This window comes from Kribbella sp. NPDC051952 (assembly GCF_040680855.1).
Taxonomy (GTDB): Bacteria; Actinomycetota; Actinomycetes; order Propionibacteriales; family Kribbellaceae; genus Kribbella.
This window is the reverse complement of sequence record NZ_JBFAXQ010000018.1, coordinates 25,076-47,313: the sequence shown is the minus strand read 5'-3', so window position 1 is coordinate 47,313 and position 22,238 is coordinate 25,076. Positions and strand designations below refer to the sequence as shown.

The 22,238-nt window shown below is 68.4% G+C and carries 19 protein-coding genes; 11 read left to right on the top strand and 8 right to left on the bottom strand.

What is annotated here, in order from left to right; all coding sequences use genetic code 11:
- Positions 1-30: 30 nt before the first annotated feature.
- Positions 31-936 carry a nitronate monooxygenase gene (locus AB0L70_RS28925; RefSeq protein WP_363689609.1) on the top strand — a complete coding sequence of 302 codons (906 nt, stop codon included), beginning with the start codon at positions 31-33 and terminating at the stop codon, positions 934-936.
- On the opposite strand, the gene AB0L70_RS28920 is transcribed toward AB0L70_RS28925, so the two are convergent.
- Genes AB0L70_RS28920 through AB0L70_RS28895 form a run of 6 tightly spaced genes read right to left on the bottom strand, consistent with a single transcriptional unit; the run spans position 900 to position 7,016 of the window.
- Entirely contained in the window at positions 900-2,195 is a 1,296-nt protein-coding gene (locus AB0L70_RS28920) for an alpha-glucosidase/alpha-galactosidase (RefSeq protein WP_363689607.1), read from the bottom strand. The genes AB0L70_RS28925 and AB0L70_RS28920 overlap by 37 nt on opposite strands.
- On the bottom strand, positions 2,192-3,121 hold the full coding sequence (locus tag AB0L70_RS28915) for a carbohydrate kinase family protein (RefSeq protein ID WP_363689605.1): 930 nt from the start codon (positions 3,119-3,121) through the stop codon (positions 2,192-2,194). Before AB0L70_RS28915 ends, AB0L70_RS28920 begins: the two co-directional genes overlap by 4 nt.
- Before the next feature lies 1 nt (position 3,122).
- A complete protein-coding gene (locus AB0L70_RS28910; RefSeq protein ID WP_363689603.1) occupies positions 3,123-3,941 on the bottom strand; it encodes a carbohydrate ABC transporter permease in 819 nt (272 codons plus the stop codon).
- Positions 3,938-4,867, bottom strand: a complete 930-nt coding sequence (locus AB0L70_RS28905) for a sugar ABC transporter permease (protein WP_363689601.1) — start codon at positions 4,865-4,867, stop codon at positions 3,938-3,940. The genes AB0L70_RS28910 and AB0L70_RS28905 overlap by 4 nt, the downstream gene beginning before the upstream one ends.
- On the bottom strand, positions 4,867-6,168 hold the full coding sequence (locus AB0L70_RS28900; RefSeq protein ID WP_363689599.1) for an ABC transporter substrate-binding protein: 1,302 nt from the start codon (positions 6,166-6,168) through the stop codon (positions 4,867-4,869). The genes AB0L70_RS28905 and AB0L70_RS28900 overlap by 1 nt, the downstream gene beginning before the upstream one ends.
- A 38-nt stretch (positions 6,169-6,206) precedes the next feature.
- Positions 6,207-7,016, bottom strand: a complete 810-nt coding sequence (locus tag AB0L70_RS28895; RefSeq protein ID WP_363689598.1) for an endo alpha-1,4 polygalactosaminidase — start codon at positions 7,014-7,016, stop codon at positions 6,207-6,209.
- Between the two features lie 289 nt (positions 7,017-7,305).
- Between AB0L70_RS28895 and AB0L70_RS28890 the strand changes: the two genes are divergently transcribed.
- From AB0L70_RS28890 to AB0L70_RS28845, 10 genes are all read left to right on the top strand, one after another.
- A complete protein-coding gene (locus AB0L70_RS28890; protein ID WP_363689596.1) occupies positions 7,306-7,875 on the top strand; it encodes an OsmC family protein in 570 nt (189 codons plus the stop codon).
- A gap of 31 nt (positions 7,876-7,906) precedes the next feature.
- Positions 7,907-9,109 carry an NAD(P)-binding domain-containing protein gene (locus tag AB0L70_RS28885; protein WP_363689594.1) on the top strand — a complete coding sequence of 401 codons (1,203 nt, stop codon included), beginning with the start codon at positions 7,907-7,909 and terminating at the stop codon, positions 9,107-9,109.
- Positions 9,106-10,203 carry an NAD(P)/FAD-dependent oxidoreductase gene (locus AB0L70_RS28880; RefSeq protein ID WP_363689592.1) on the top strand — a complete coding sequence of 366 codons (1,098 nt, stop codon included), beginning with the start codon at positions 9,106-9,108 and terminating at the stop codon, positions 10,201-10,203. Before AB0L70_RS28885 ends, AB0L70_RS28880 begins: the two co-directional genes overlap by 4 nt.
- Before the next feature lie 33 nt (positions 10,204-10,236).
- Positions 10,237-13,272 carry an AAA family ATPase gene (locus tag AB0L70_RS28875; RefSeq protein ID WP_363689590.1) on the top strand — a complete coding sequence of 1,012 codons (3,036 nt, stop codon included), beginning with the start codon at positions 10,237-10,239 and terminating at the stop codon, positions 13,270-13,272.
- Between the two features lie 108 nt (positions 13,273-13,380).
- A complete protein-coding gene (locus tag AB0L70_RS28870) occupies positions 13,381-14,406 on the top strand; it encodes a LacI family DNA-binding transcriptional regulator (RefSeq protein ID WP_363689588.1) in 1,026 nt (341 codons plus the stop codon).
- 15 nt (positions 14,407-14,421) lie between these two features.
- Entirely contained in the window at positions 14,422-15,711 is a 1,290-nt protein-coding gene (locus AB0L70_RS28865) for an extracellular solute-binding protein (protein ID WP_363689586.1), read from the top strand.
- Positions 15,708-16,613: a sugar ABC transporter permease gene (locus AB0L70_RS28860; RefSeq protein ID WP_363689584.1), complete on the top strand. Its 906-nt coding sequence runs from the start codon at positions 15,708-15,710 to the stop codon at positions 16,611-16,613. The genes AB0L70_RS28865 and AB0L70_RS28860 overlap by 4 nt, the downstream gene beginning before the upstream one ends.
- Positions 16,613-17,428 carry a carbohydrate ABC transporter permease gene (locus tag AB0L70_RS28855; protein ID WP_363689582.1) on the top strand — a complete coding sequence of 272 codons (816 nt, stop codon included), beginning with the start codon at positions 16,613-16,615 and terminating at the stop codon, positions 17,426-17,428. The genes AB0L70_RS28860 and AB0L70_RS28855 overlap by 1 nt, the downstream gene beginning before the upstream one ends.
- A gap of 28 nt (positions 17,429-17,456) precedes the next feature.
- Entirely contained in the window at positions 17,457-18,515 is a 1,059-nt protein-coding gene (locus tag AB0L70_RS28850) for a glycosidase (RefSeq protein WP_363689580.1), read from the top strand.
- Entirely contained in the window at positions 18,512-20,407 is a 1,896-nt protein-coding gene (locus AB0L70_RS28845; RefSeq protein WP_363689578.1) for a hypothetical protein, read from the top strand. The genes AB0L70_RS28850 and AB0L70_RS28845 overlap by 4 nt, the downstream gene beginning before the upstream one ends.
- Here the strand turns inward: AB0L70_RS28845 and AB0L70_RS28840 are convergent.
- Both AB0L70_RS28840 and AB0L70_RS28835 read right to left on the bottom strand, forming a co-directional pair.
- Positions 20,388-21,422: an aminoglycoside phosphotransferase family protein gene (locus AB0L70_RS28840; protein WP_363689576.1), complete on the bottom strand. Its 1,035-nt coding sequence runs from the start codon at positions 21,420-21,422 to the stop codon at positions 20,388-20,390. The genes AB0L70_RS28845 and AB0L70_RS28840 overlap by 20 nt on opposite strands.
- A gap of 29 nt (positions 21,423-21,451) precedes the next feature.
- The gene (locus AB0L70_RS28835) at positions 21,452-22,159 is read right to left on the bottom strand and encodes a helix-turn-helix domain-containing protein (RefSeq protein ID WP_363689573.1); all 708 of its coding nucleotides are present in this window, start codon (positions 22,157-22,159) and stop codon (positions 21,452-21,454) included.
- Between the last annotated feature and the right edge of the window lie 79 nt (positions 22,160-22,238).

Below are 22,238 nucleotides of genomic sequence, written 5' to 3'. Positions count from 1 at the left end.
GGCCTCGGTGTCCCCGTCGTGGGGGCACCGATGGCCAACGTCAGCGGTGGGAAGCTGACCGCGGCGATCTCGGCCGCGGGCGGCCTCGGCATGCTGGGTGCCGGGTCCGCGGTCACGGCCGACTGGATCCGGACCGAGGGCGCGATCGCGGCGGCGGGCGGCAAGCCGTACGGGATCGGGCTGATGGCGTGGTCGGTCGAGCATCGACCTGAGCATCTCGAGGCAGTGCTGGAATTGAAGCCCGCCCTGGTGTCGCTCAGTTTTGGCGACTATGCGCCGTACGTCGAGCCGCTGCGGCAGGCGGGGATCGTGGTCGCGACGCAGGCCGGGACGGTCGCCGACGCGCGTGCGGCGATCACGGCCGGCGTCGACGTGATCGTTGCCCGCGGCGCCGAAGCCGGCGGCCACGGGCGCAACGCGGTCGCCACTCTTCCTTTACTCCAAGCGATCCTCGACCTGACCGATCTCCCGGTGCTTGCGGGTGGCGGGATCTCAGGTCCGCGTGGGCTGGCCGCCGTACTGGCCGCGGGTGCTGCCGGAGGCTGGATCGGGACCGCCTTCCTGACCTGCGACGAAGCGCTGACCAGCGAGCCGGTCCGGCAGCGCGTGATCGAGGCGGACGAGACCGCCACCGTGTACGGCACGGTGTTCGACGCTGCTTCGCGAGCTGGGTGGCCGGACGAGTTCGGTGGCCGGGCACTGCGCAACTCGTACTTCGAGACCTGGCAGGGCCGTGAAGAAGAGCTGAAGACCGACGACGCCGGCCACGCCGAGTACGTCGAAGGGACGCGTGCCGCCGACCCGGCCCGCGCGTCGATCTACGCGGGCCAGGGTGTCGGCGCCCTCTCCGGCCGCCCGACTGCCGCCGAGGTCCTCGACGGCTTCGCGACCTACCGCACCTACTTACAGGCCGCCCTCAACGGCGACGCCAAGTAATTGCTGTGAGCAACCACCAGGTCGTTGCACAGGGCCCAGATCTGCTCGACCGGTAGGGCCGCCGCAGTCGCCGGGTCGACCATCATGGCCTGCCTGATCGCCCGCGGATCCTCCTCGATCGCGGCCTTCACCACCAGCTCGGCGACGTTCAGATAGGACCGGTTCAGCGCCGCGCACTGCGCCGGCAATGCTCCGACCGAGGTCGGCTGGACACCCGAACCGTCAACCAGGCAAGGGACTTCGACTGCTCCACCGGCCTGCAGGTTGCTGATCAGCCCGGTGTTCGGGACATTCCCGTAGATGGTCCGCGGCGTCCCGGTGACGATGCTGTGGATGACCTGCGGCGCGTACTCCATCGTCGGCTCGACCGTCAGCGGCTCCCCGGCCTTGAGGGCTTGCCGCGTCTGTTCGTACGACGCCAGGTTCTCCTCGACGATCCCGAGATACTCACCCACCGGCAACCGCAGTCGCTCGATCTCACCCGGGTGGGACAGGTACCACGGCACGTACTCCGACGAGTGCTCACTCGTTTCGGTCGGGTAGAACCCGAGCCGCCGGTACATGTCGACCCGCACCCGCCGCAGCAGCTCGGGATCTGCGGTGATCGCTGCGTCCAGACGCTCGTACAGGTTCTCTGATCCGCGCTCGAAGCGCAGCACCCAGGACTGGTGGTTCACGCCGGCGGCGAAGTAGGTGACGTCGTCGTACGGTACGCCGACCAGCTCGGACAGGCCCTGCATCGTCCAGTAGACCGAGTGGCAGAGGCCGACGACCTTGCGGACGCCGAGTGCGGCCAGGTACTGCACGTTCATCACCATCGGGTTGGTGTAGTTCAGCAGCCAGGCGTCCGGGCAGACCTCGGCGATGTCCTCGGCCAGACCCTTCAGGACCGGGAAGGTCCGCAGGGCGCGGAAGACGCCGCCGACGCCGAGGGTGTCCCCGATCGTCTGCCGGATCCCGTACCGGGCCGGGAGTTCGAAGTCGATCTTGGTCGCCGCGTTCATCCCCACCTGGACGATATTGATCACGAAGTCCGCACCGTTCAGTGCGGCCCGGCGTTCGAGATGCGAGGTGATTCGCGGCGTCACCTCGTGTTCGCGAGCGATGTACGCCGCAGCCGCGGACGCGGTGTCGAGTCGCTCGGGATCGATGTCGTGCAACGCGATGTGCAACGCTCCCAGGTCAAGACTGAACAGATCAGCGAGCAACCCCTGCGTGAACACCACGCTGCCCGCGCCCACGAACACGATCTTGGTCATGGCGTCATCACGCTCCCCGTTGCCAGTTCCCAGTCCGCCTGGGCTGCGGTGCCGCCTGCGGCGCGGGTGGACAACGAACCGCAGGCAGCTGCGATTGCCAGCGCTCGCTCGGTGCGGAAGCCGTTCAGTGCGGCGGCTACCCAGCCGGCGTCGAAGCTGTCACCCGCTCCGACGGCGTCGACCGTGTCGACCTTCAAGGCCGGGGCGGTCGTCACCTTGGCGCCGGTGTGGGCCAGGGCTCCGTCCGCGCCGTTCTTCAGCACGACCAGCGGTCCGCGTCGGGCCAGGATGCCGGCGGCTGCCTCGGCCTCCGTGTGACCGGTGAGAGCCAGCGCCTCGGCCGCGTTCGGCAGGAAGACGTCGGTCACCCGCAGGATCGGGTCCAGAACCGTCCGGTCCCACCGCCCGCTGGGGTCGTCGTTCGGATCGAGCGACGTCGTTGCCTTCGCGCTCTTGGCCTCCTTGAAGATCCCGGCCAGCCCGGCCGCCAGCAACGGCATCAGGTAGAACGATGCCGCATGCACATGCCTGGTTGACCGCAGCAACGACTTGGGTACGTCGTCCGCGCTCGTGGCGGGCATGCAGCCAGGGGAGGTGAGGATCGCGCGATCGTCACCCGACAGGAGGATCGTGGTCAGCGGCGTCGGGAGTGACTTGTCGACAATCAGACCGTCGACATTCACCCCGCGGTCGGCAAGCGCCGTACGCACGAAGGCACCGGCCGGATCGTCGCCGACGCGGCCGGCGAAGGCGACGTCGAGCCCGAGCCGGGCAGCACCGCACGCCATGATCGCGGCCGAGCCGCCGAGTACGAGAGAACCGTTGGGGACCAGGCGTTCTCGCTGGCCGAAGAGGATCGGTTGGTCGACGGGCCCGATGACAACATCAGGGTTGGCGTCGCCGATCACGAGTAAGTCGAAGGTCATATCAGCCCTTGAGTCCGGTAGAGGCCAGTGAGCGGATGAACGCCTTCTGGGCCAGGAGGAACCCCAGCAGCACGGGCAGCACCGTGATGACGTTGCCCGCCATCACGGCGGCCCACTGGGTGTGGTGCTGGCCCTGGAAGGTGGTCAGCCCGAGCTGGAGGGTGTAGGTCGTGTCGGTGTTGATCGCGATCAGCGGCCAGGTCAGGTCGTTCCAGGTGGCGAGGAAGGTGAGGACGGCGACCGTACTCAGCGCCGGCCGGGCCAGCGGCAGCACGATCGAGATCAGGATCCGCAGCCGCCCGCACCCGTCGATCCACGCCGCCTCCTCGAGCTCGCGGGGGAGCGAGACGAAGAACTGGCGGAACAGGAACACCGACAGCGGCGTCACCAGCGACGGGATGATCAGCGCGCCGAGCGTGTCGATCAGCCCGAGCTCCTTCATCACCAGGAAGGTCGGGATCATCGTCAGCTGGAACGGGATCACCATCGTGGCCAGCATCAGCCCGAGCACGACCTTCGACCCGGCGAACCGGATCCGCGCGAACGCGTACCCGCCGAGTGAACCGAGCACGAGATTGGCCGTGACCGCGACCGCCGACACGATGAACGAGTTCAGGAACCAGCGCGGGAACAGGGCGTTCCCGAGCACGTACCGGTAACCGTCGAACTTGATCGCGTGCGGAATCAGCGCCGGTGGGAACCGGTTGATCTCGGCATTGCTCATCACCGAGCTCACCAGCAACCACAGCAACGGCAGGGCGAACAGCAACGCCAACGGCGCGAGTACGAAATGCCAAGCACTGAAGGGCAATCGCTTCATCGAGCCGCCGCCCTTCGCCGGTAGATCTGCAAGGCCACTCCGACGACGAGCAGGGCGACCGCCAACGCGTACGCCGCAGCCGCGCTGTAGCCGGCCGTGAACGTCTTGAACGCCTTCTCCCAGATGAAGTACACGATCACCGCCGTCGACCCGAGTGGTCCGCCCTTGGTGGTGACGAAGACCAGATCGAACAGCTGCAACGCGTTGATGGTCTGGAACAGCAACAGGAAGACCGTCACCGGCGCGAGTGCGGGCAGCGTGACGTGCCGGAGTACGCCCCAACGGCCGGCTCCATCGATCCGCGCCGCTTCGACGAGTTCACTCGCAACCCCTTGCAGACCAGCGAGATAGACGATCACGCAGAAGCCGGTCCCGCTCCACAGCGAGATCGCGACCAGCAGGTACAGCGCCTGCCCGGGATCGCTGAAGAACCCCTGTGCCGGCAACCCGAGCTTGTGCAGCACCGAGTTCGCGACGCCGAACTCCGGGTCGAGGACGAACGAGAACAGCACGCCCTGCGCCGCCGCAGACACCACGAACGGCACGAAGACCAGCGTCCGGTAGAGACCGATGAACGCGATCTTCCGATCCAACGCGATCGCGATCGCCAGCCCGGCGATCACACTCAACGGCACGTACAGCACGGTGTAGATCAGCGTGTGCTCGACCGCCGCACCGAAGGCCGGGTCCTTCATCAGCGCCTTGTAGTTCGCCAGTCCGACCCACTCCGACGGCGAGACCAGATCATTCACCTGGAACGACAGCAGCAACGACCACAGCACCGGTACGACGCTCAGCCCCAGGATGATCAGCACCGACGGGCTGACGAACGCCCACCCCGTCGCACCCTCACCCCGCGCGCGCCGCTTGGCCGCGGCCCGGCTGCGGGGATCGACGGTGAACGTACCGACCACACTGTTGGCCATCAGCTCGGCACCGCCAGCACCTGGTTGCACTGGTCGACGGCCTGCTTCACCGCGTCCCCGGGACTCTGCTTCCCGAGCAGGACGGCGGCGATCGCCTGACCGACGTGCTGCGAGATCTGCGGGTACGTCGTGATCGTCGGCCGGACCTTCGCCGTGTCGAGCGCCTTGACGAACACGTCCAGCCCGTTCGTCTCGGACGAGTGCTTCTTCCACTGCGGGAGCTCCGCCGTCGCCTTGGTGATCGGCAGGCTGCCGCCCTCCATGTCCCACTGGATGTCCTGCGCCGGATCGGCCATCCACTTCACGAACTCGGTGGCCGCCTTCACCTTCGCCTTGCCGTTGTCGAAGACGGTCCAGGTGTCCGGCCCCGAGATCGTCACCGGCTTGCCGGAGTACGACGGCAGCGGCACGACGCCGTACTCGAGCTTGGCGTCGAGGAGCTCGGGGAGTTGCCAGGGGCCGGTGGCAACCATCCCCATCCGGCCGCCGAGGAAGACCTGATAGAGCTGCTCGCTGCCCGGCTTCGGATCGACGTACAGCGACTTGTCGGTGCGCAGGCGGTCGAGGGTGCCGAGCGCCTTCTCGCCGACCTGGTCGAAGCCGACCTTCTTGCCGTCACCGCTGACCACGTCACCGCCGAGGTCCCAGATCATCGGCCAGATCCGCCAGACCGTGTCCTCGTCGCCGACACCGGGCCAGCCGGTGCCGAAGATGCCCTTGGCGGGATTGGTCAGCTGCTGCGAGGTGGTGACGAACTCGTCCCAGGTCCAGCCGGCCTTGGGCTCGGGCACGCCGGCAGCGGTGAACAGCTTCTTGTTGTAGACCACGCAGAGCGAGTCGACCAACGCCGGTGCGGCCCGGACCTTGCCCTTCACGCTGACCGCGTCCTTCGCGGCCGGCCAGTAGTCGTCGATCTTGAGCGCGTCGGTCAGGTCGGCGACCTTCGGGCTCTTGGTCAGGCTGGCGAGGTCCGACCCGAAGATGTACGCGATATCCGGGAAGGACCCCGCCGCCAGGCCTGCCGTGACCTTCTGCAGCATGCTGTCCGCGGTGACCCCGCCACCGCCGCCGACCACCTTGATCTGCGGATGGCTGTCGTTGAACTTCTTGATCAAGGCATCGATGGCGGCCTTGCCGAGGTCGACCTGGCCGTGCCAGAGGTCGAGCGTGACGACACCGTTCGGGTCGGCGCCCGCGTCGTCGTCGCTCTTCCCGCAGGCGGCGAGGGTGCCGACGGCCGCGGCGGCTGCCGCGGCGCGCAGGACGTCGCGGCGGGACAGGGTACGAACATGCTGAGACATGACGGTCTCCAAGCTGTGTGGCAGGTGAAATTGCTGAGTCAGCAGGTCTTGCGGACGTACCCGGACTGACCGGGTACGGAGACGTCGACGTCGCGCTGGACGATCGTCAACGTGCTGCCGAACTGTGAGCAGGCCGTCCGACGGCCGCTGTTGGTGTACTCGATCACGATCACGTTGTTGCCAAAGGCATCGACGTAGTCACCGCACTCGTCGTACTGGCCGCACTCCTCGGCGACCGCGAAGTCGAGCCCGACGGGCTGCCGGCTACCGGCCAGCTCGACCGTGTTCTTCTGCGCGATGGCCAGGCTCTTCGAATGCGCGTGCGTGGCGAGCAGCGTCAGGTACGCCTTCGCGTTGGCCGCGGTGAGCAGCTTCTTCGAGCGGGTGTAGCTGTCGTAGTTGTCCGGCTCGATCGCCTTGTAGCCCTTGGTCGCGCAGCCGTCGATCCAGCCGTTGACCTTGGCGGCGACGCGGTTCCGCTTGTCCGCGGTCCGGAGGTCGAGGAGCGGTTCGCCCCAGTCCTGGTCGATCACCAGGTTGCCCTTGGCGTCGCGGAGCAGCAGGTCGGATGCCCACTGGCCTTGTTCGCCGGGCTGGACCTGGAACGCGTTGACGTAGCAGATGTTGTAGAGGCCGGCGGCCGGTGCTGCGGTGCGGTCGCGGGTCACCACCTGGACGCCGGCAGGCGGGGTGTAGGCGCCGCCGATCTGGTAGTCGAACTTGGCGTGGGTCGGCGGCAGCGTGACCGCCGCGTCGGCCGGGGTTCGGTTGAACACGGTGACGGCCGCGGTCACGGCCAGGGCGGAGGTCACAGTCGCCACGAGCAGACGGCGAGCGAGTTTGGACACGATTGCTCCATCGGTCCCGGGGACGCTACCCCGCCTCGGGCTTGGGTGGATCGAGCGGCCCTGGCGCCTGAAAACCGGACTTCGGACCCTCGCGGGACCGCTACCGGCTGGGTGCGTCACTGCCGACCTAGTTAAGCCAGCCGCGAGCGCACCGTCAAGCGATCGGCTGCAAACAAGTGCGCGGATTCCGCCTGATAGCGCGGCACTGCGCAGAGGAAGCGCGAGGGAAGGTCCGCGGAAGGTGGCCCTCCTAGCGTCCTCGGCAAACACCATCCACCGAGGAGGGGACATGACCACCACGACCGGCACGCCGAGCCGCAACGGCGTCGACACCGCCACGCTGTTCGCCACCATCGACGCCGTCAAAGGCCAGCCCGAGATCGCCAAGTTCCAGTTCCGGGCTGCCAACACCTGGGTCTCCGGGACCCACAGCCGCTCCACCGCGTCGGGCTTCTTCGGCGCGCTGCAGGAGCTGAGCCACAAGTCCGACACCGTGATCGAGTTCGACCACCCCGAGGTCCTGGTCGGCGCCGATCACGCGCCGACGCCGGTGGAGTACCTGCTCCACGCGATCGCCGCCTGCCTGACCGCCGGTGTCGCCAACATCGCCGCGGCCCGCGGCGTCCAGCTCACCAAGGTGACGTCGACGGTCACCGGCGACATCGACCTGCTCGGCATCCTCGGACTGTCCGACCAGGTCCGCAACGGCTACGAGCAGATCCGGGTGACGTTCAGCATCGAGGGCGACGCCGACGAGGAAACCCTGCGCGGCATCGTCGAGCAGTCCCGCCGCCGCTCGGCCGTGTACGACGTACTCGCCAACCCGACGCCCGTCGCCATCGACGTGGTCACCCACTGACGACGCCGGATCGCGATCCGAGGGGGACGTGATGATCAGCATCGACACCGTCGTGATCGGCGCCGGGCACGCCGGTCTCGCCGTCAGCCGGCTGCTTACCGAGGCGGGTCGCGACCACGTCGTCCTCGATCGGGGCCGGGTCGGCGAACGCTGGCGCAGTGAGCGCTGGGACTCGCTGCGACTGCTTTCGCCGAACTGGATGATGCGCTTGCCCGGTTGGGACTACCAAGGATCCAACCCGGACGGCTTCATGAGCGCGCGCCGCTTCGTCCAGCACCTGGAGCAGTACGCCGAGTCCTTCGACGCACCGGTCGTCCCGGACACCAGAGTCCTGGAGGTGTCCGAGTCTGGCGGCTATCGGGTCAGCACCGATCGCGATACCTGGCGTGCGCGCCAGGTGGTGATCGCGACCGGGCCGGGTGTGCCGCGGGTCCCGGCCGGACTGGGGAAGGTCGTGACGGCCGCCAGCTATCGCAACCCGGCCCAGCTCGCGCCGGGCGGCGTACTGGTCATTGGGGCCTCAGCCTCGGGCTTGCAGATCGCTGACGAGCTCAACCGGTCCGGTCGCGAGGTGCACCTGTCCGTCGGGCGGCACACCAGACTGCCCCGCTCGTACCGCGGTAAGGACATCTTCTGGTGGCTGGAACGCACCGGCCGGCTGTCGCGCACCATCTGCGAGGTGCGCGACGCCGCGGCGGCCCGGCGGGAACCGTCGATGCAACTGGCCGGCCGCGCCGGAGAGCTCGACCTGGGCACCCTTCAGACCGATGGCGTCCGGCTGCTCGGCCGCTACGACGGTACAGACGGAGCCCGGGCGCGCTTCCGCCCGGATCTGGCCGAGACCGCGGCAGCAGCCGACGCACGGATGTACCGCCTGCTCGATGCTGTGGACGTGTACAGCGGCGAGGTCACTGACACCGATCGTCCACCCGCCCTGATCGCGCCGGAGCCGATCGATGCCGTGGACCTGCGCGGTGCCGGCATCACGACGGTGATCGTTGCCACCGGCTACCGGCCCGACTACCCGTGGCTCCGGTTACCCCTCTGTGGTCCGGACGGGCACATCCAGCAGAGTCGCGGGATCACCGCCGCACCAGGTGTGTACGTCGTCGGCCAGCGGTTCCAGCACCGCCGCGACTCGGGTTTCATCGACGGAGCCCGGCACGACGCGGCGAGCGTCGTACGCCATCTGCTGACCGGGCGGGCAGCCTGTGGTGCGGAGCCGGCGGCATGAACGCGTACGACGTGATTGTCGTTGGAGCCCGCGTTGCCGGAGCCTCGACCGCGATGCTGCTCGCCCGGGCCGGGGCCCGCGTGGCGCTGGTCGAGCGGTCCGCGTACGGCACTGACACGGTCTCCACTCACGGACTCATGCGAGCCGGCGTCCTGCAGCTGTCGCGCTGGGGTCTGCTGGACCGGCTCGCCGATACACCACCGATCCGGTGTGCGACCTTCCACTACAGCGATCGCGACCCCGAACCGGTCTCGCTGCGGTCCGCGCTCTACGCCCCGCGACGCCAGCTCCTCGACCGGGTCCTCACCGACGCGGCCGCCGAGGCTGGTGCCGACGTCAGCCACGGAACGGCAGTCACGGAGTTGCTGCGCGACGAGGACGGACGCGTGACCGGCGTACGCCTGCAGGACCGGTCAGAGCTCACCGCCGGGATCACGATCGGTGCCGACGGCATCCGATCCACCGTCGCCTCGGCGACCCGGGCTCCGGTCGTACGGCGAGGTCGATCGCGGAGCGCGGTCCTCTATCGGTACTACGCCGACGTACCGGTCACCGGGTACGAGTGGGCGTACGCACCCGGCTGTGGCGCCGGCCTGATCCCGACGAACGAAGGGTTGACCTGTGTCTTCGTCGCCACCACTCCGGAGCGAATGCGGGCGCTGCGTCGCGACGGGGCCGACCGGGCGTTCGCCGTACTGCTGGGCGAAGCGCCGGATCTCGCCGAGCGGGTGTTCCGGGCCAAGCCCGCGGGCCGGCTGCATGGCTGGGCTGGTGCGGCCGGGTTCGTCCGACGCTCCTGGGGGTCGGGCTGGGCATTGGTCGGAGACGCGGGCTACTACAAGGACCCGATCACTACGCACGGCATCACCGATGCGCTCCGTGATGCGGAGTTGCTGACCCGCGCGATCAATACTGATTCCCTGGCGACCTACGAGGAGACCCGTGATCGCCTGTCGCGTGACCTGTTCGACGCGACCGAGACGGTTGCGTCGTACACCTGGACCCTCGACGAGGCGCGGCTGCTGCTCCGGCAGGTCAGTGCGGCGATGCGGGCCGAGGTCGACCAGGTCCAGTCGCTCGACTTCGTGCAGTAGAACGAGATTCTCCGGGGGCCTACGATCCGAGATGTGCAGGTCAGCGTGCAGCTGCTGGGCGGGTTCACGGTCGTCGTGGACGGCGCGCCGATCACCGCGAACCGGTGGACCCGGCGCCAGTCCGCCGCGCTGGTCAAGCTGCTCGCGCTCGCCCCGGACGGCAGGCTGCATCGCGACCGCGTGGTGGACGCGCTGTGGCCGGAGCTCACGCTGGACGTTGCTTTGCCGCGACTGCACAAGGCGGCTCACTACGCCCGCTCTGTGCTCGGCGACAGGGATGCGGTCGTCCTGAAGGGCGAGGCGATCGCACTCTTCCCTGCTGCGGACGTCGAGGTCGATGCGACCGCCTTCGACGTCGCCGCGGACGAAGCTCTTGGCACTGGCTCGCCTGAACGCTGCGGGGCCGCCCTGAAGCTGTCGGGCGAACTGCTGCCCGACGACCTGTCCGAGCCCTGGCTGGAGGAACCTCGCGAACGACTGCGCCTGCGGGTCATGCGCCTACTGCGCTGTGCCGGTCGTTGGGAAGACCTGCTGGCCATGGATCCCGCGAACGAGGAGGCGCACGTCGAGCTCCTGCGCGCCGCGGTCGTGGCCGGCGATCGCACCAATGGGCTGCGTCGCTACGCCCGGATGGAACGCGTTCTCGCCACCGAACTCGGTCTCGCGCCGGGACCCGAAGCCGTCGTACTGCGGGAACGCCTGCTGGCCGTCGAACCGCCGCCCGTTGCGGTGGCGCCCAGGAGAACGCGTCTGGAGGAGCGCGACGCCGAGCTGGCGCAACTCACTGCCGCCGCCGGGGCGGCCGTCGACGAAGGCCGTGGCGTCGTGGTCTTGGTCTCGGGTGAAGCAGGTGCCGGCAAGTCGGCGCTGGTACGGGCGTTCCTGGACGGCTCGAGCCCTGCGATCAGAGTGGCCGTCGGTGGGTGCGACGATCTGCTCGCGCCGCGCAGCCTCGGGCCGTTCCGCGACATGGCCGACCTCGATGCCGACCTGGCCGCGGCACTGTCCGGCGATCGGGCCGACAGCGTGTTACCTGCCCTCTTGCGGGTCTTCGCCGAGCGCCCGACGGTTGTGGTGGTCGAGGACATCCACTGGGCCGACGACGCGACCCTCGATGCGATCCGCTTCCTGGCCAGGAGATTCCAGGGCATCCCCGCGGTGCTGGTGCTGACGTTCCGCGAGACCGGGATCGACGCCGGCCACCCGCTCCGCCAGTTGCTGGGGAGTCTGGCCGGCCCGTCCGTCCAGCGCGTCGTCCTCCCGCCGCTCAGTGTGGACGCCGTACGACGTCTTGGTGGGGTGAGTCCGCTCGAGGCGTTGGAGATCCATCGGATCACGCAAGGGAACCCGTTCTTCGTCACCGAGGTGCTCGCCAGTGATGGGACCGGCGTTCCGCACACCGTTCGAGACGCGGTCCTGGCTCGCTTCGGCAGACTGCCGGCGCCGGCGCGGGCCCTGGTGGCGCGCCTGTCGGTCGTCCCGACCCGGGCCGAGCGCTGGCTCGCCGAGAGCCTCGCCGATCCCGACGTACTGTTGGACGTCGAGCGATCCGGCATCGTCAGTGGCGCCGATGCGACTGTCGCGTTCCATCATGAGCTGGCCAGGCGGGCGATCGAGTCCGCCTTGACCGCGGGTGAGCGGATCCAGGCGAACAGGGACGTGGTCGACGTACTCCTCGGCCGTCCCGACGCGGAACCCGCGCGGCTGGTGCACCACGCGGAGCGCTGCGGGCGGACCGACGTGATCGTCGAGTACGGTCCGGGCGCCGGGCTCGAGGCGGCCCGGCTCGGTGCTCATCGCCAGGCTTTCGGAGTGCTGGACGTCGTACTGCGACACCGTCAGCTACTCGCTGCCCGCACTGCGGCTGAGTTGTTCACCCGGCGGGCGTACTCGCTGTACGTCGTCAACCGCTTCGATGCTGCCCTGGAGTCCGCGGAGTCAGGGGTCGAGGCCGCCGCGGACGACCCCGTTCTGCGGGCGGAGGCGCTGCTCGTGCTGGCCCGGGTGGCCATGTTCGCGCGCGGACCGATGCGAGGTCGGGAAGCAGCCGAGCAAGCTGTCGACGTACTCGAGCCGCTCGGGGACGACGCCCGTCTCGCGGCCGCCTTGATCGAAGTGGCTCGCGCCAACAGCAATCTGGCGACGGTCGGCATAGTCGCCGAGCCCAGCGCGCGAGCGGAATCCGCCGCCACGCAGGCGTTGGCCATCGCGCAGAACCTCGGCCGGCCGGAGCTCGAGGCCCAGGCCAGCTGCTATCTGGGCGATGCCCGGCTGGCCCGGGGCGACCTGGGCGGTGCCGCGGACCTGACCCGCGCGATCGCGCTGGCCGGCTCGGACAGTCGGATAGAGACACTCGTGCGGTGCTACGTCAACGCGGCCGGTGGTGCGTATCGCAGTGGCCGCTTGGACGAGGCAGAGAGGTACGTCGCCGATGGTCTGCGGGCTGCCGCCGATGGGGAGTTCTTCGCGGGCCAGTACCGCCTGCGGTTGACTCTGGCTGCGGTGCACGGAAGTCGCGGGAACTGGGACCGCGCCATCGACGATCTCCGCGCACTCCTCGACGGGCCGGGCGAACCAGGGGCGATGGCAGCCCTCGCCCGGAGCCTGCTCGCGCGGTTGCTTGCGCGGCGTGGTGACCAGGAGGCAGGCGAGTTGCTGGCCGTCGCACTCGCGGATCGCGCCGTCGCGGACGACAGTTATGTGGCTAGTCGGCTGGCGGTGGCGCGGGCCGAGCTGGGGTGGCTGGACGGCTCGCTGGGTTCGCTGACCGACGAGGTTCGGCAGTCGCTCGAGCTGGCCGAGCAGGCCGGACACCGATCGGTCCACGCCGAGCTGTGCGCGTATCTGGGCCGGGCGGGGATCCAGACTCCGGCTCCGATTGATGCTCCCGGGCCGTGGGCGGCCACGCTGGCCGGTCGATGGGAAGAGGCCGCAACCGCCTGGTCCGGACTCGGTGACCGCTACGAGCACGCGGTCGTGCTGGCCACGGCTCCGGACCGGTACGCACGGGAGCGCGGACTGGTCGTACTGCGTGAGCTGGGCGCCGCCGCCACCCTCCTCGCTGTCTGAGCCATCTGTGATGCGTGACACACGAGCTCTTGACGTACGCGTTTTAAACCGGTTTAACTACCTTTTAAACCGGTTTAAATCCCGGCTGATTCCGACAGCGAGGTGTCCGTGAGCAAAGAGCGGCCGACGATCGCGGACGTTGCGAGCCGTGCCGGAGTGAGCAAGGGATCGGTTTCGTTCGCGCTGAACGGGCGGCCCGGGCTGGCTCAGGCCACGGTGGACAAGATCCTCGCGGCCGCCGACGAGTTGGGCTGGCGGCCGAGCAACCGGGCCCGCTCGCTGTCGGTCTCGAAGGCGTTCGCCCTCGGCCTGGTCATCACCCGGGATCCGGCCGTGCTCTCGTCGGATCCGTTCTTCCCGGCCTTCATCGCCGGGGTCGAGAGTGTGCTCGCCAGCCGTGGGCAGGCGCTCGTCCTGCAGGTCGTCACGGCCGGCGAGGACGAGGAGGCCGGCTACCGGCGGCTCGCCCGGGACGGCCGCGTCGACGGCGTGTTCCTGTCCGACCTCCGGCACGATGACCCTCGGATCGACCTCCTGGTCGAGCTCAACCTGCCTGCCGTCACGCTGAACCGCCCCGACGGCTCGTCGCCGTTCCCCGCCGTCATCCTGGACGACCGACCAGGTACGAGCGCAGTCGTCGAGCACCTGCTCGAGCTCGGCCACACCCGGATCGCGCACGTCGCCGGTCCACCGACCTTCGTGCATGCGACCGCACGATCCACGGCCTTCGTCGACACGCTGGCCGCTGCGGGCGTGGAGCCGATGGCGACCGAGGCCGGCGACTTCACGGCTGCCGGCGGGATCGAAGCGACCCGGCGGCTGCTCGCCCTGCCGAAGCCGCCGACCGCGATCGTCTACGCCAACGACCGGATGGCGATCGCCGGTCTCGGTGCGGCGCAAGCCGCCGGTCTGACCGTGCCGGACGACCTCAGCATCGCCGGCTTCGACGACAGCGAGCTCGCCGAGTATGTCCACCCCGGCCTGACCACTGTCCGCGCCGACCCGTTCCGCTTCGGCGAGACGGCGGCCCTGACCCTCAACCAGCTCGTCGACGGCGCGACCGACGTACCCGATGCCGAGCTCCCACCCGCGCAGCTGGTCGTTCGCGGTTCCACCGCCTCGCCCCCTGCGTAGTCCCTGGAGGAAATCATGAAGTTGCAAGCTGGACTGCTGGCCCTTGTCCTGGCCGGCTCACTCGCCGCCTGTGGCGACAGCGGAGGCGGCTCTGGTGACGCCGACTCCGCCGCCAAGGCGCGCGGTCCGATCACGATCTGGTACTCGAACAACGCCGAGGAAGTGGCCTGGGGCAAGCAGATGGTTGCCGCCTGGAACTCCTCGCACGCGGATCAGAAGGTCACCGCGCAGGAGATCCCGACCGGGAAGAGCTCCGAGGAGGTCATCGGTGCCGCGATCACCGCGGGCAACGCGCCCTGCCTGATCTTCAACACCTCACCTGCTTCGGTCTCGCAGTTCCAGAAGCAGGGCGGGCTGGTGCCGCTGGACTCGTTCAGCGACGGCAAGTCCTACATCGAGGACCGTTCCGGTGACGTCGCGCAGCAGTACAAGTCGACCGACGGCAAGTACTACCAGCTGCCCTGGAAGTCGAACCCGGTGATGATCTTCTACAACAAGAAGGCGTTCGCCAAGGCCGGTATCGACACCACGAACCCGCCGCTGAAGACGTACGACGAGTTCCTCGCCACCTCGCGCAAGCTGGTCGCCGCGAAGGCAGCCAAGGTCGCCATCTACCCGGCGCCGAGCAACGAGTTCTACCAGTCCTGGTTCGACTTCTACCCGCTGTACGCGGCCGAGACCGGCGGCAAGCAGCTGGTTGCCGACGGCAAGGCGACGTTCGCGTCGGACGAGGGCAAGAAGGTCGCCTCGTTCTGGCGGACCATGTATCAGGACAAGCTGGCCTCCCAGGAGAAGTACACCGGCGACGCGTTCGTCGACGGGACGGCCGCCATGGCAGTAGTCGGTCCGTGGGCGATCGCGACGTACAAGGGCAAGGTCGACTGGGGTGTAGTCCCGATCCCGACCTCTGCGGGCAAGCCGGCCAACGAGATCCACACCTTCAGCGATGCGAAGAACGTCGCGATGTACTCGGCCTGCCAGAACCGCGGGACGGCGTGGGACGTGCTGAAGTTCGCGACCAGCCAGGAGCAGGACGGCAAGTTCCTGGCCGGGACCGGTCAGATGCCGCTGCGCAAGGACGTCGCGACGACGTACGCCGACTACTTCACCAAGAACCCGAACTACAAGGTGTTCGCCGACCAGGCCGCGCGGACGGTCGAGGTGCCGAACGTGCCGAACTCGATCACGATCTGGCAGACCTTCCGCGACGCCTACTCGAAGTCGGTCATCTTCGGCCAGCAGGACCCGGGTGAGGCCCTGGACGGCGCCGCGCAGAAGGTCGATCAGCTCGTCAAGCAGTCATGAAACCGGGGGCACGTCGCAACCCGATCACCCGGATCCTCGGTGAGCATCCGATCGGGACCGCGTTCGTCACGCCGTACGTCGTGTTCCTGGCGGCCGTGTTCGCGTACCCGCTCGGGTTCGCGGTGTACATGTCCTTCCACGACTACTTCTTCACGGCGCCGGGTGCGATCGTGGACCGGCCGTTCGTGGGGTTCGACAACTATGTGACGGTGTTGTCGGATCCCGCGGTCCGGCGGGCGTTCGGGAACGTGCTGATCTTCCTGGTCATCAACGTCCCGCTGACGGTGATCTTCTCGCTGGCGCTGGCGACCGCGCTGAACTCGGCTATCCGGTGGCGGACGTTCTTCCGGGTGTCGTACTACGTCCCGTACGTGACCGCGAGCGTCGCCGTGGTCGGGGTCTGGCTGTTCCTGTTCAACTCGAACGGGCTGGTCAACTCCGTCCTCGGCCCGCTCGCACCGGACCCGTCCTGGCTGGTGAACTCGAAGCTGGCCATGCCGACGGTCGCGATCTACGTGACCTGGAAACAGCTCGGGTTCTTCATCCTGCTGTACCTGGCGGCGTTGCAGAACGTGTCGAAGGATCTCTACGAGGCGGCGTCGATGGACGGCGCCAACAAGTGGAAGTCGTTCCTGAACGTGACCGTGCCCGGCGTCCGGCCGGCTACGACCCTCGTCGTCCTGCTGGCGACCGTGACCGGGGCGAACCTGTTCACCGAGCCGTACCTGCTGACCGGGGGCGGTGGACCGGACGGGGCGTCCGCCTCGCCGGTGCTGATCATGTACCAGCGCGGTATCGAGCAGGGCAATCCGGACGTCGGCTCGGCGATCGGCGTGCTGCTGGTGATCGGCGTACTGATCCTGGCCCTGGTCGAACGGCGATTCGTGGGGAGGGAGGACTGATGAAGCTTCGATTCGTCGGGCTGCTCGTCGGAGCGTTCGTGTTCCTGTTCCCCTTCTACTACATGCTGATCGGCAGTCTGCAGGAGGAGCCGGATCCGTCCATCGCGGGCGCGGTCCCGGCCGGCAACTTGACCCTGCACAACTACAGCGAGATCGACAAGGCGATCCACCTCGCCCGGTCGCTGATCAACTCCGGCATCTTCACCGGCGGGGTGATCCTCGGGACGCTGGTGTTCGGCGTGCTGGCCGGCTACGCCCTGGCCCGGTTGCAGTTCCGGGGTCGCGGGTTCGTGTTCAACCTGATGCTGCTGATCCAGGTCGTCCCGTTCCAGTTGCTGACGATCCCGCTGTACGTGATGATCGTCCGCAGCTACGGGCTGGCGGACTCCTACCTCGGGATGATCCTTCCGTTCGCGATCAACTCGACCGCGGTCTTCGTGTTCCGGCAGTACTTCTTGCAGTTGCCGCAGGAGTTGTTCGACGCGGCCCGGATCGACGGCGCGTCGGAGTTGAGCATCCTGTGGCGGGTGGCGGTGCCCTTGGTGAAGCCGGCGTTGCTGACCGGCGTACTGCTGACGTTCATCGGGCCGTGGAACGAGTTCCTCTGGCCGTTCCTGATCACCAAGCAGCAGGACCTGCAGCCGTTGGCGGTGTCGTTGTCGAACTACCTGACGACCGTCTCGGCACGGGCCGCGAACCCGTTCGGTGCCGTCCTCGCGGGGGCGTGCGTACTGGCCGCGCCCGCGGTGACCTTGTTCCTGATCTTCCAGCGCCGCTTCATCTCGACGAACATCTCGTCCGGGGTGAAGGGCTAATTTCTCCTTGTGTGAAAGGCATCTTGTGGTGACTGTTCCTTACACTCTGACTCGTATCGGCGTGCTGATGACGGCCGACCCGGGCAACGACCTCGAGGCGGAAGGGGTGCTGAACCCGGCTACCGGCCACACCCCGGACGGGCAGCTGTACCTGCTGCCCCGACTGGTTGCCTCGGGCAATATCTCGCGGGTCGGCCTGGCGCGCGTCCTCCTGACCGACGGTGTCCCTAGCGGGGTCGAGCGTGAGGGTGTCGTGCTCGCGCCGGACGAAGGCTGGGAGCGGGGCAAGAACAACGCGGGCGTCGAGGACCCGCGGGTGACGTTCGTACCGTCGCTCGGGCTGCATGTGATGACGTACGTCGCGTATGGGCCACTGGGACCCAAGCCCGCATTGGCGGTGTCCACGGATCTGCGCTCGTGGAAGCGGTTGGGGCCGTTGCACTTCGAGTACCAGGCCGACCTGGACACGGATCTGAACCTGTTCCCCAACAAGGACACGGTCTTCTTCCCCGAGCCCGTCCCGGGACCCGACGGCGAACTGTCCTACGCGATGCTGCATCGGCCGATGTGGGACCTCGGCTGGTTCCGCGAAGGCGAAGGTGTCCACCTGCCGGCCGGGGTGACCGATGACCGGCCGGGGATCTGGGTGTCGTTCGTACCGGTGTCTGCTGTCGAGGCCGACGTACGGAATCTCGTGCATCTGCGGAACCACCGGCTGGTGGCGATGTCGGAGTACCCGTTCGAGGAGCTGAAGATCGGGGCCGGTCCAGCGCCGTTGCGGGTTCCCGAAGGCTGGCTTGTCATCCACCACGGCGTCACCGGTGAGCAGCCGGAGGGCTTCGACCCGACCACGCAGAAGGTCTGCTACGCGGCCGGCGCACTGCTGCTCGACCCCGACGATGTCACCCGCGTGATCGCTCGTACGACCGAGCCGATCCTCGTGCCGGAGACCGAGGAGGAGAAGGTCGGGACCGTCGGCAACGTCGTCTTCCCGACCGCCATCGAAGAGGTCGACGGCGTCCGGTACGTCTTCTACGGCATGGCCGACGCCGCCATCGGTGTGGCCAGATTGGACCGATTGACATGAACCCGACCCGCCGAACCGTCCTCGGCGGTGCAGTGGCCCTGGCCGCCGCATCAGCAGTAACACTCCCGGCCTCTGCTTCCGGCCGGTTGTCCAACCTCGCCCACCTCAACTTCCTGCGTACGTCGGTCACGCCGCCGGCGACTGCCGGCCACAGCACCTTCGGATCCGGTCCACTGGGTGTGCTGTGGACCTACGCGGACCGGCAGTCCGATGGTTCGTACAAACGGATTGGCGGCGGCACGTACGACGCAGCCACCAACACCTACGGCCAGGGTGCTTTCAACGCGGACGACATCGCTCGGGCTGCTGTGGTGTACCTGCGGCACTGGCGTCAGTTCGGTGAGCGGGGCTCGATGGTCGCCGCTCGGGATCTCCTGCGTGGGTTGACGTTCCTGCAGTCAGGCAACGGCAATGTGGTGCTCTGGATGCAACCGGACGGCACGCTGAACCCCAGTGCCGATCCGGTCGAGCTCCCGGACCCCTCCGACTCGGGACCGTCGTACTGGCTTGCCCGCACGGTCTGGGCGCTGGGGGAGGGGTACGCCGCCTTCCGCACTGCTGACCGTGCTTTCGCGGAGTTCCTTCGGGCACGGCTCGAGCTTGCCGTGTCGGCCTTGGAGCGGCAGGTGCTGGTGCGCTACGGCCAGTGGAACGTTGTCGACGGTCGTCGGGTGCCGGCGTGGTTGATCGTGAACGGCGCCGACGCCACGTCCGAGGCGGTGCTCGGTTTGTCCGCGTATGTCCGGACTGGCGGGTCTGCGCGGGCTCGGCGGGCGCTGGCTCAGTTTGCTGAGGGCATCGCGGCCATGAGTGCCGGGTCGAGGGCGGTGTGGCCGTTCCGGGCGTTGTTGCCGTGGGGCGAGTCGATCTCGGACTGGCACGCGTGGGGCGCGCAGATGCCGTCCGCGCTGGCCGCAGCCTCGTCAGCGCTGGGCTCTCGCCGCTTGCTGGCGCCGGCGATCGGGGACACGGCCGGCTTCACGCCACTACTGATGACTGCGGGCGGACCCGACAACGGGTGGCTCCCCGCGCCGATCGACCGGACGCAGATTGCGTACGGCGTCGACGCCCGGCTGCAGGGTCTGCTCGCGGTAGGCCGGCCTGGCTTGAAGCAGGTCGCCGCGTTCGTCGCCGCCTGGTACTTCGGCGCGAACAAGGCCGGCGAACCGACGTACGACCAGACCACCGGTCGCACGTACGACGGTGTCTCCGGCGACGGCGTGGTCAACCGCAACTCGGGCGCCGAATCCACGATCCACGGCCAGCTCTCCATGCTCGCTCTCGACGCCCATCCCGAGGTGGCGCGCCTTGCCGGACATCCGACGTACGACGGTCTTCAGGTCGTTGAGGGTGAGTCCGCGGTCGGTGGTGAGGTGGTCACGCCGCCGTCGGCTTGGACCGGCGAATCGCAATGGAGCAACGGCTCGTACCTGTCTCTGACTGCTGCTGCGACCTGGACGCTGCCGCCGTCATCGCAGGGGCGGCTGGTGCTGCCGATCGTGAACCTCGTCAACTCGTCGTCGCCGGCTCGCACTACTTGGAGGTCTGGGTCGCGCACGCTCGGCACCATCACCCATGTGACTGGGCCGCAAGGCATCTCCGCCGCACCTGGCGCTCTGCAACCGGTCACGCTGGCCGCTGCTCTTCCGGCTGGGGCAACCACGTTGACCGCTACTGCTCGTGGCTCGGCTCAGATCGATGCGTTGCTGTTGATCCCGTTGATCAGCACACTGCGGCTGGGTAGCGCGACTCTGCTCACCAGCGTCGACTCACATCCCCGCCGGGTGGGTGTGCGGGGCCGCGCGTACAACTACACGGCCTCGGGTGAGCTGCACTCCCGCACCGGTCAGGCGGAGGTGCAGCCCGGCGGATTCACCGTCGTACTCGGTTAAGGACCTCTGCACAGCGGTCCGCGATGAAGGCGAGGGCCTGGCCGCGTTGATGGAACAGGTGCCGGCTGTCGGCCTGTTGGTGGTACGCCTTGTGGGACGGCTCGGAGGCCCGGCCGAGCAGGCCGGGAAGGAGCCAGGCGTACTTGATGCCGGACGCCATCACAGCCAGGCGGACCTGGTCGGGGTTGCCGTGCCAGCCCGCCTCGTGCAGGCCGTCGAGGTAGTTGGCGATGCACGTCTCGGCGAGTTCGGGCAGGCGCTCGGCCGGCCAGAACAGGTCGAACACGGCGTCGGGGATGTGGTTGCCGAGGTCCTCGCCGAGCGCGCCGTCGCCGGTGAACGCCCAGTCGAACAGTGCGAGCTCGCCGGTTGGTCGCTGGATCACGTTCGAGACCCAGAAGTCGAGGTGGCAGCGGGCGCGGGGCAGCGCGGCGACCAGGTCGAGCAGCTCGTCGCGCTGTGCCAGCAACCGGATCCATGCGGCGCGCAACTGTGGTGGCCAGTTCTCTGCGATCAACGGCTGCTGCCAGGCCGTGTCGTCGTCGAGCAACTGCCACGGGACGTCGCGGGTAGTGGAGTAGTCGCGCAGGAATCCGCGCGACGTCCACTCCCGCTCGCCTGCAGGCCGTGCCTGCCACCGTCCGCAGGCCCGCGCCAAGACGGCGTGCTCGGCCAGGCTGAACTCGGTCCCCGGTGTTCCGCTGATGTCTTCCATCGTGAGTACGGCGCCCTCGGCGTGCTCCTCGACCTCCGCGGCCGGAAGCACGAGACCGGCGTCCGAGAGTTGCCGGCGGAGCTCGTCGTCCTGGTAGACCTCGACCTCACGGCGCCAGTAGTTCCAGTGTCGCGGGTCCGTCGACGCGGCCCACGGACCGGTCGAGTCCACCGGCTTCCGCAATTGCTTACGCACCGCGGTCCGGCCGTCCGCGTACGTGATCCGCTCCACGGTCGCCGTCACCGCGTTCAACGGGTTGTGCCGCAGAGTCGCCGTACTGATCTCGGCATCACCGATCATGAAGAGTAATGCTGGCACGCATCGGTGGCTCAGCCCAGGAGTATCCGAGGCGGGAGACCGGTGAGGGCCTTGACGTCGCGGGTGAAGTGGGCCTGGTCGGCATACCCATGCAGGACGGCGACATCGGCGAGGCCGGCGCCGGTGCGAGCGTGGTCGAGGGCAACGTTCATGCGGAGGACGCGGTCGAGCATCTTCGGGCCGTAGCCGAACGCGTTCAGACAGCGACGGTGCAGTTGTCGCTCACTCAGGCCGACGCTGCCGGCCAGGCCCCAGACGCCGGCTCCACCGCGCAGCACGCCGGCCCGGATGCTGCGCAGTACTTGCGTGATCAGCCGATCCGGCGGCTCTTCGGCCAGGCTCGCGACCGCGTCGTCCAATGCCTGTGCTTGATCCGGCGCAGACCGGATCCGGTCGAGCAACCGTCTGCTTCGCGTGGGTGACCACAGCTCCGCCAGCGGGACCCGCTCGTTCAGCAACTCCTTCGCCGGTACGCCGAGGAAGTCCGGCGCGGTCCCGGGTGCGAACCGGATCCCGGCGTACCTGGTCCCTCGCTCGGCGTTCCCCGTCCAGGCCCGGCTGTCCGGGCCGGCGACGATCAGGTCGTCATCGAGCAACAACAGATCCATGCAGCCGTCCGGCAGGATCCGGTAGTCCCCGCCCTCGGCCGTCCGCGTCCACACCTGCGCGCCGGACACCCGCGCAGGCCGCTCCCGGTACGGCTCGACAACCACAGTCACTCTTCCAGTCTGCCCCTCACCACCGACAGTTCCCCGGCCGACGACCTCCCCGTACCCTCATCGGCACGATGTATCTCAC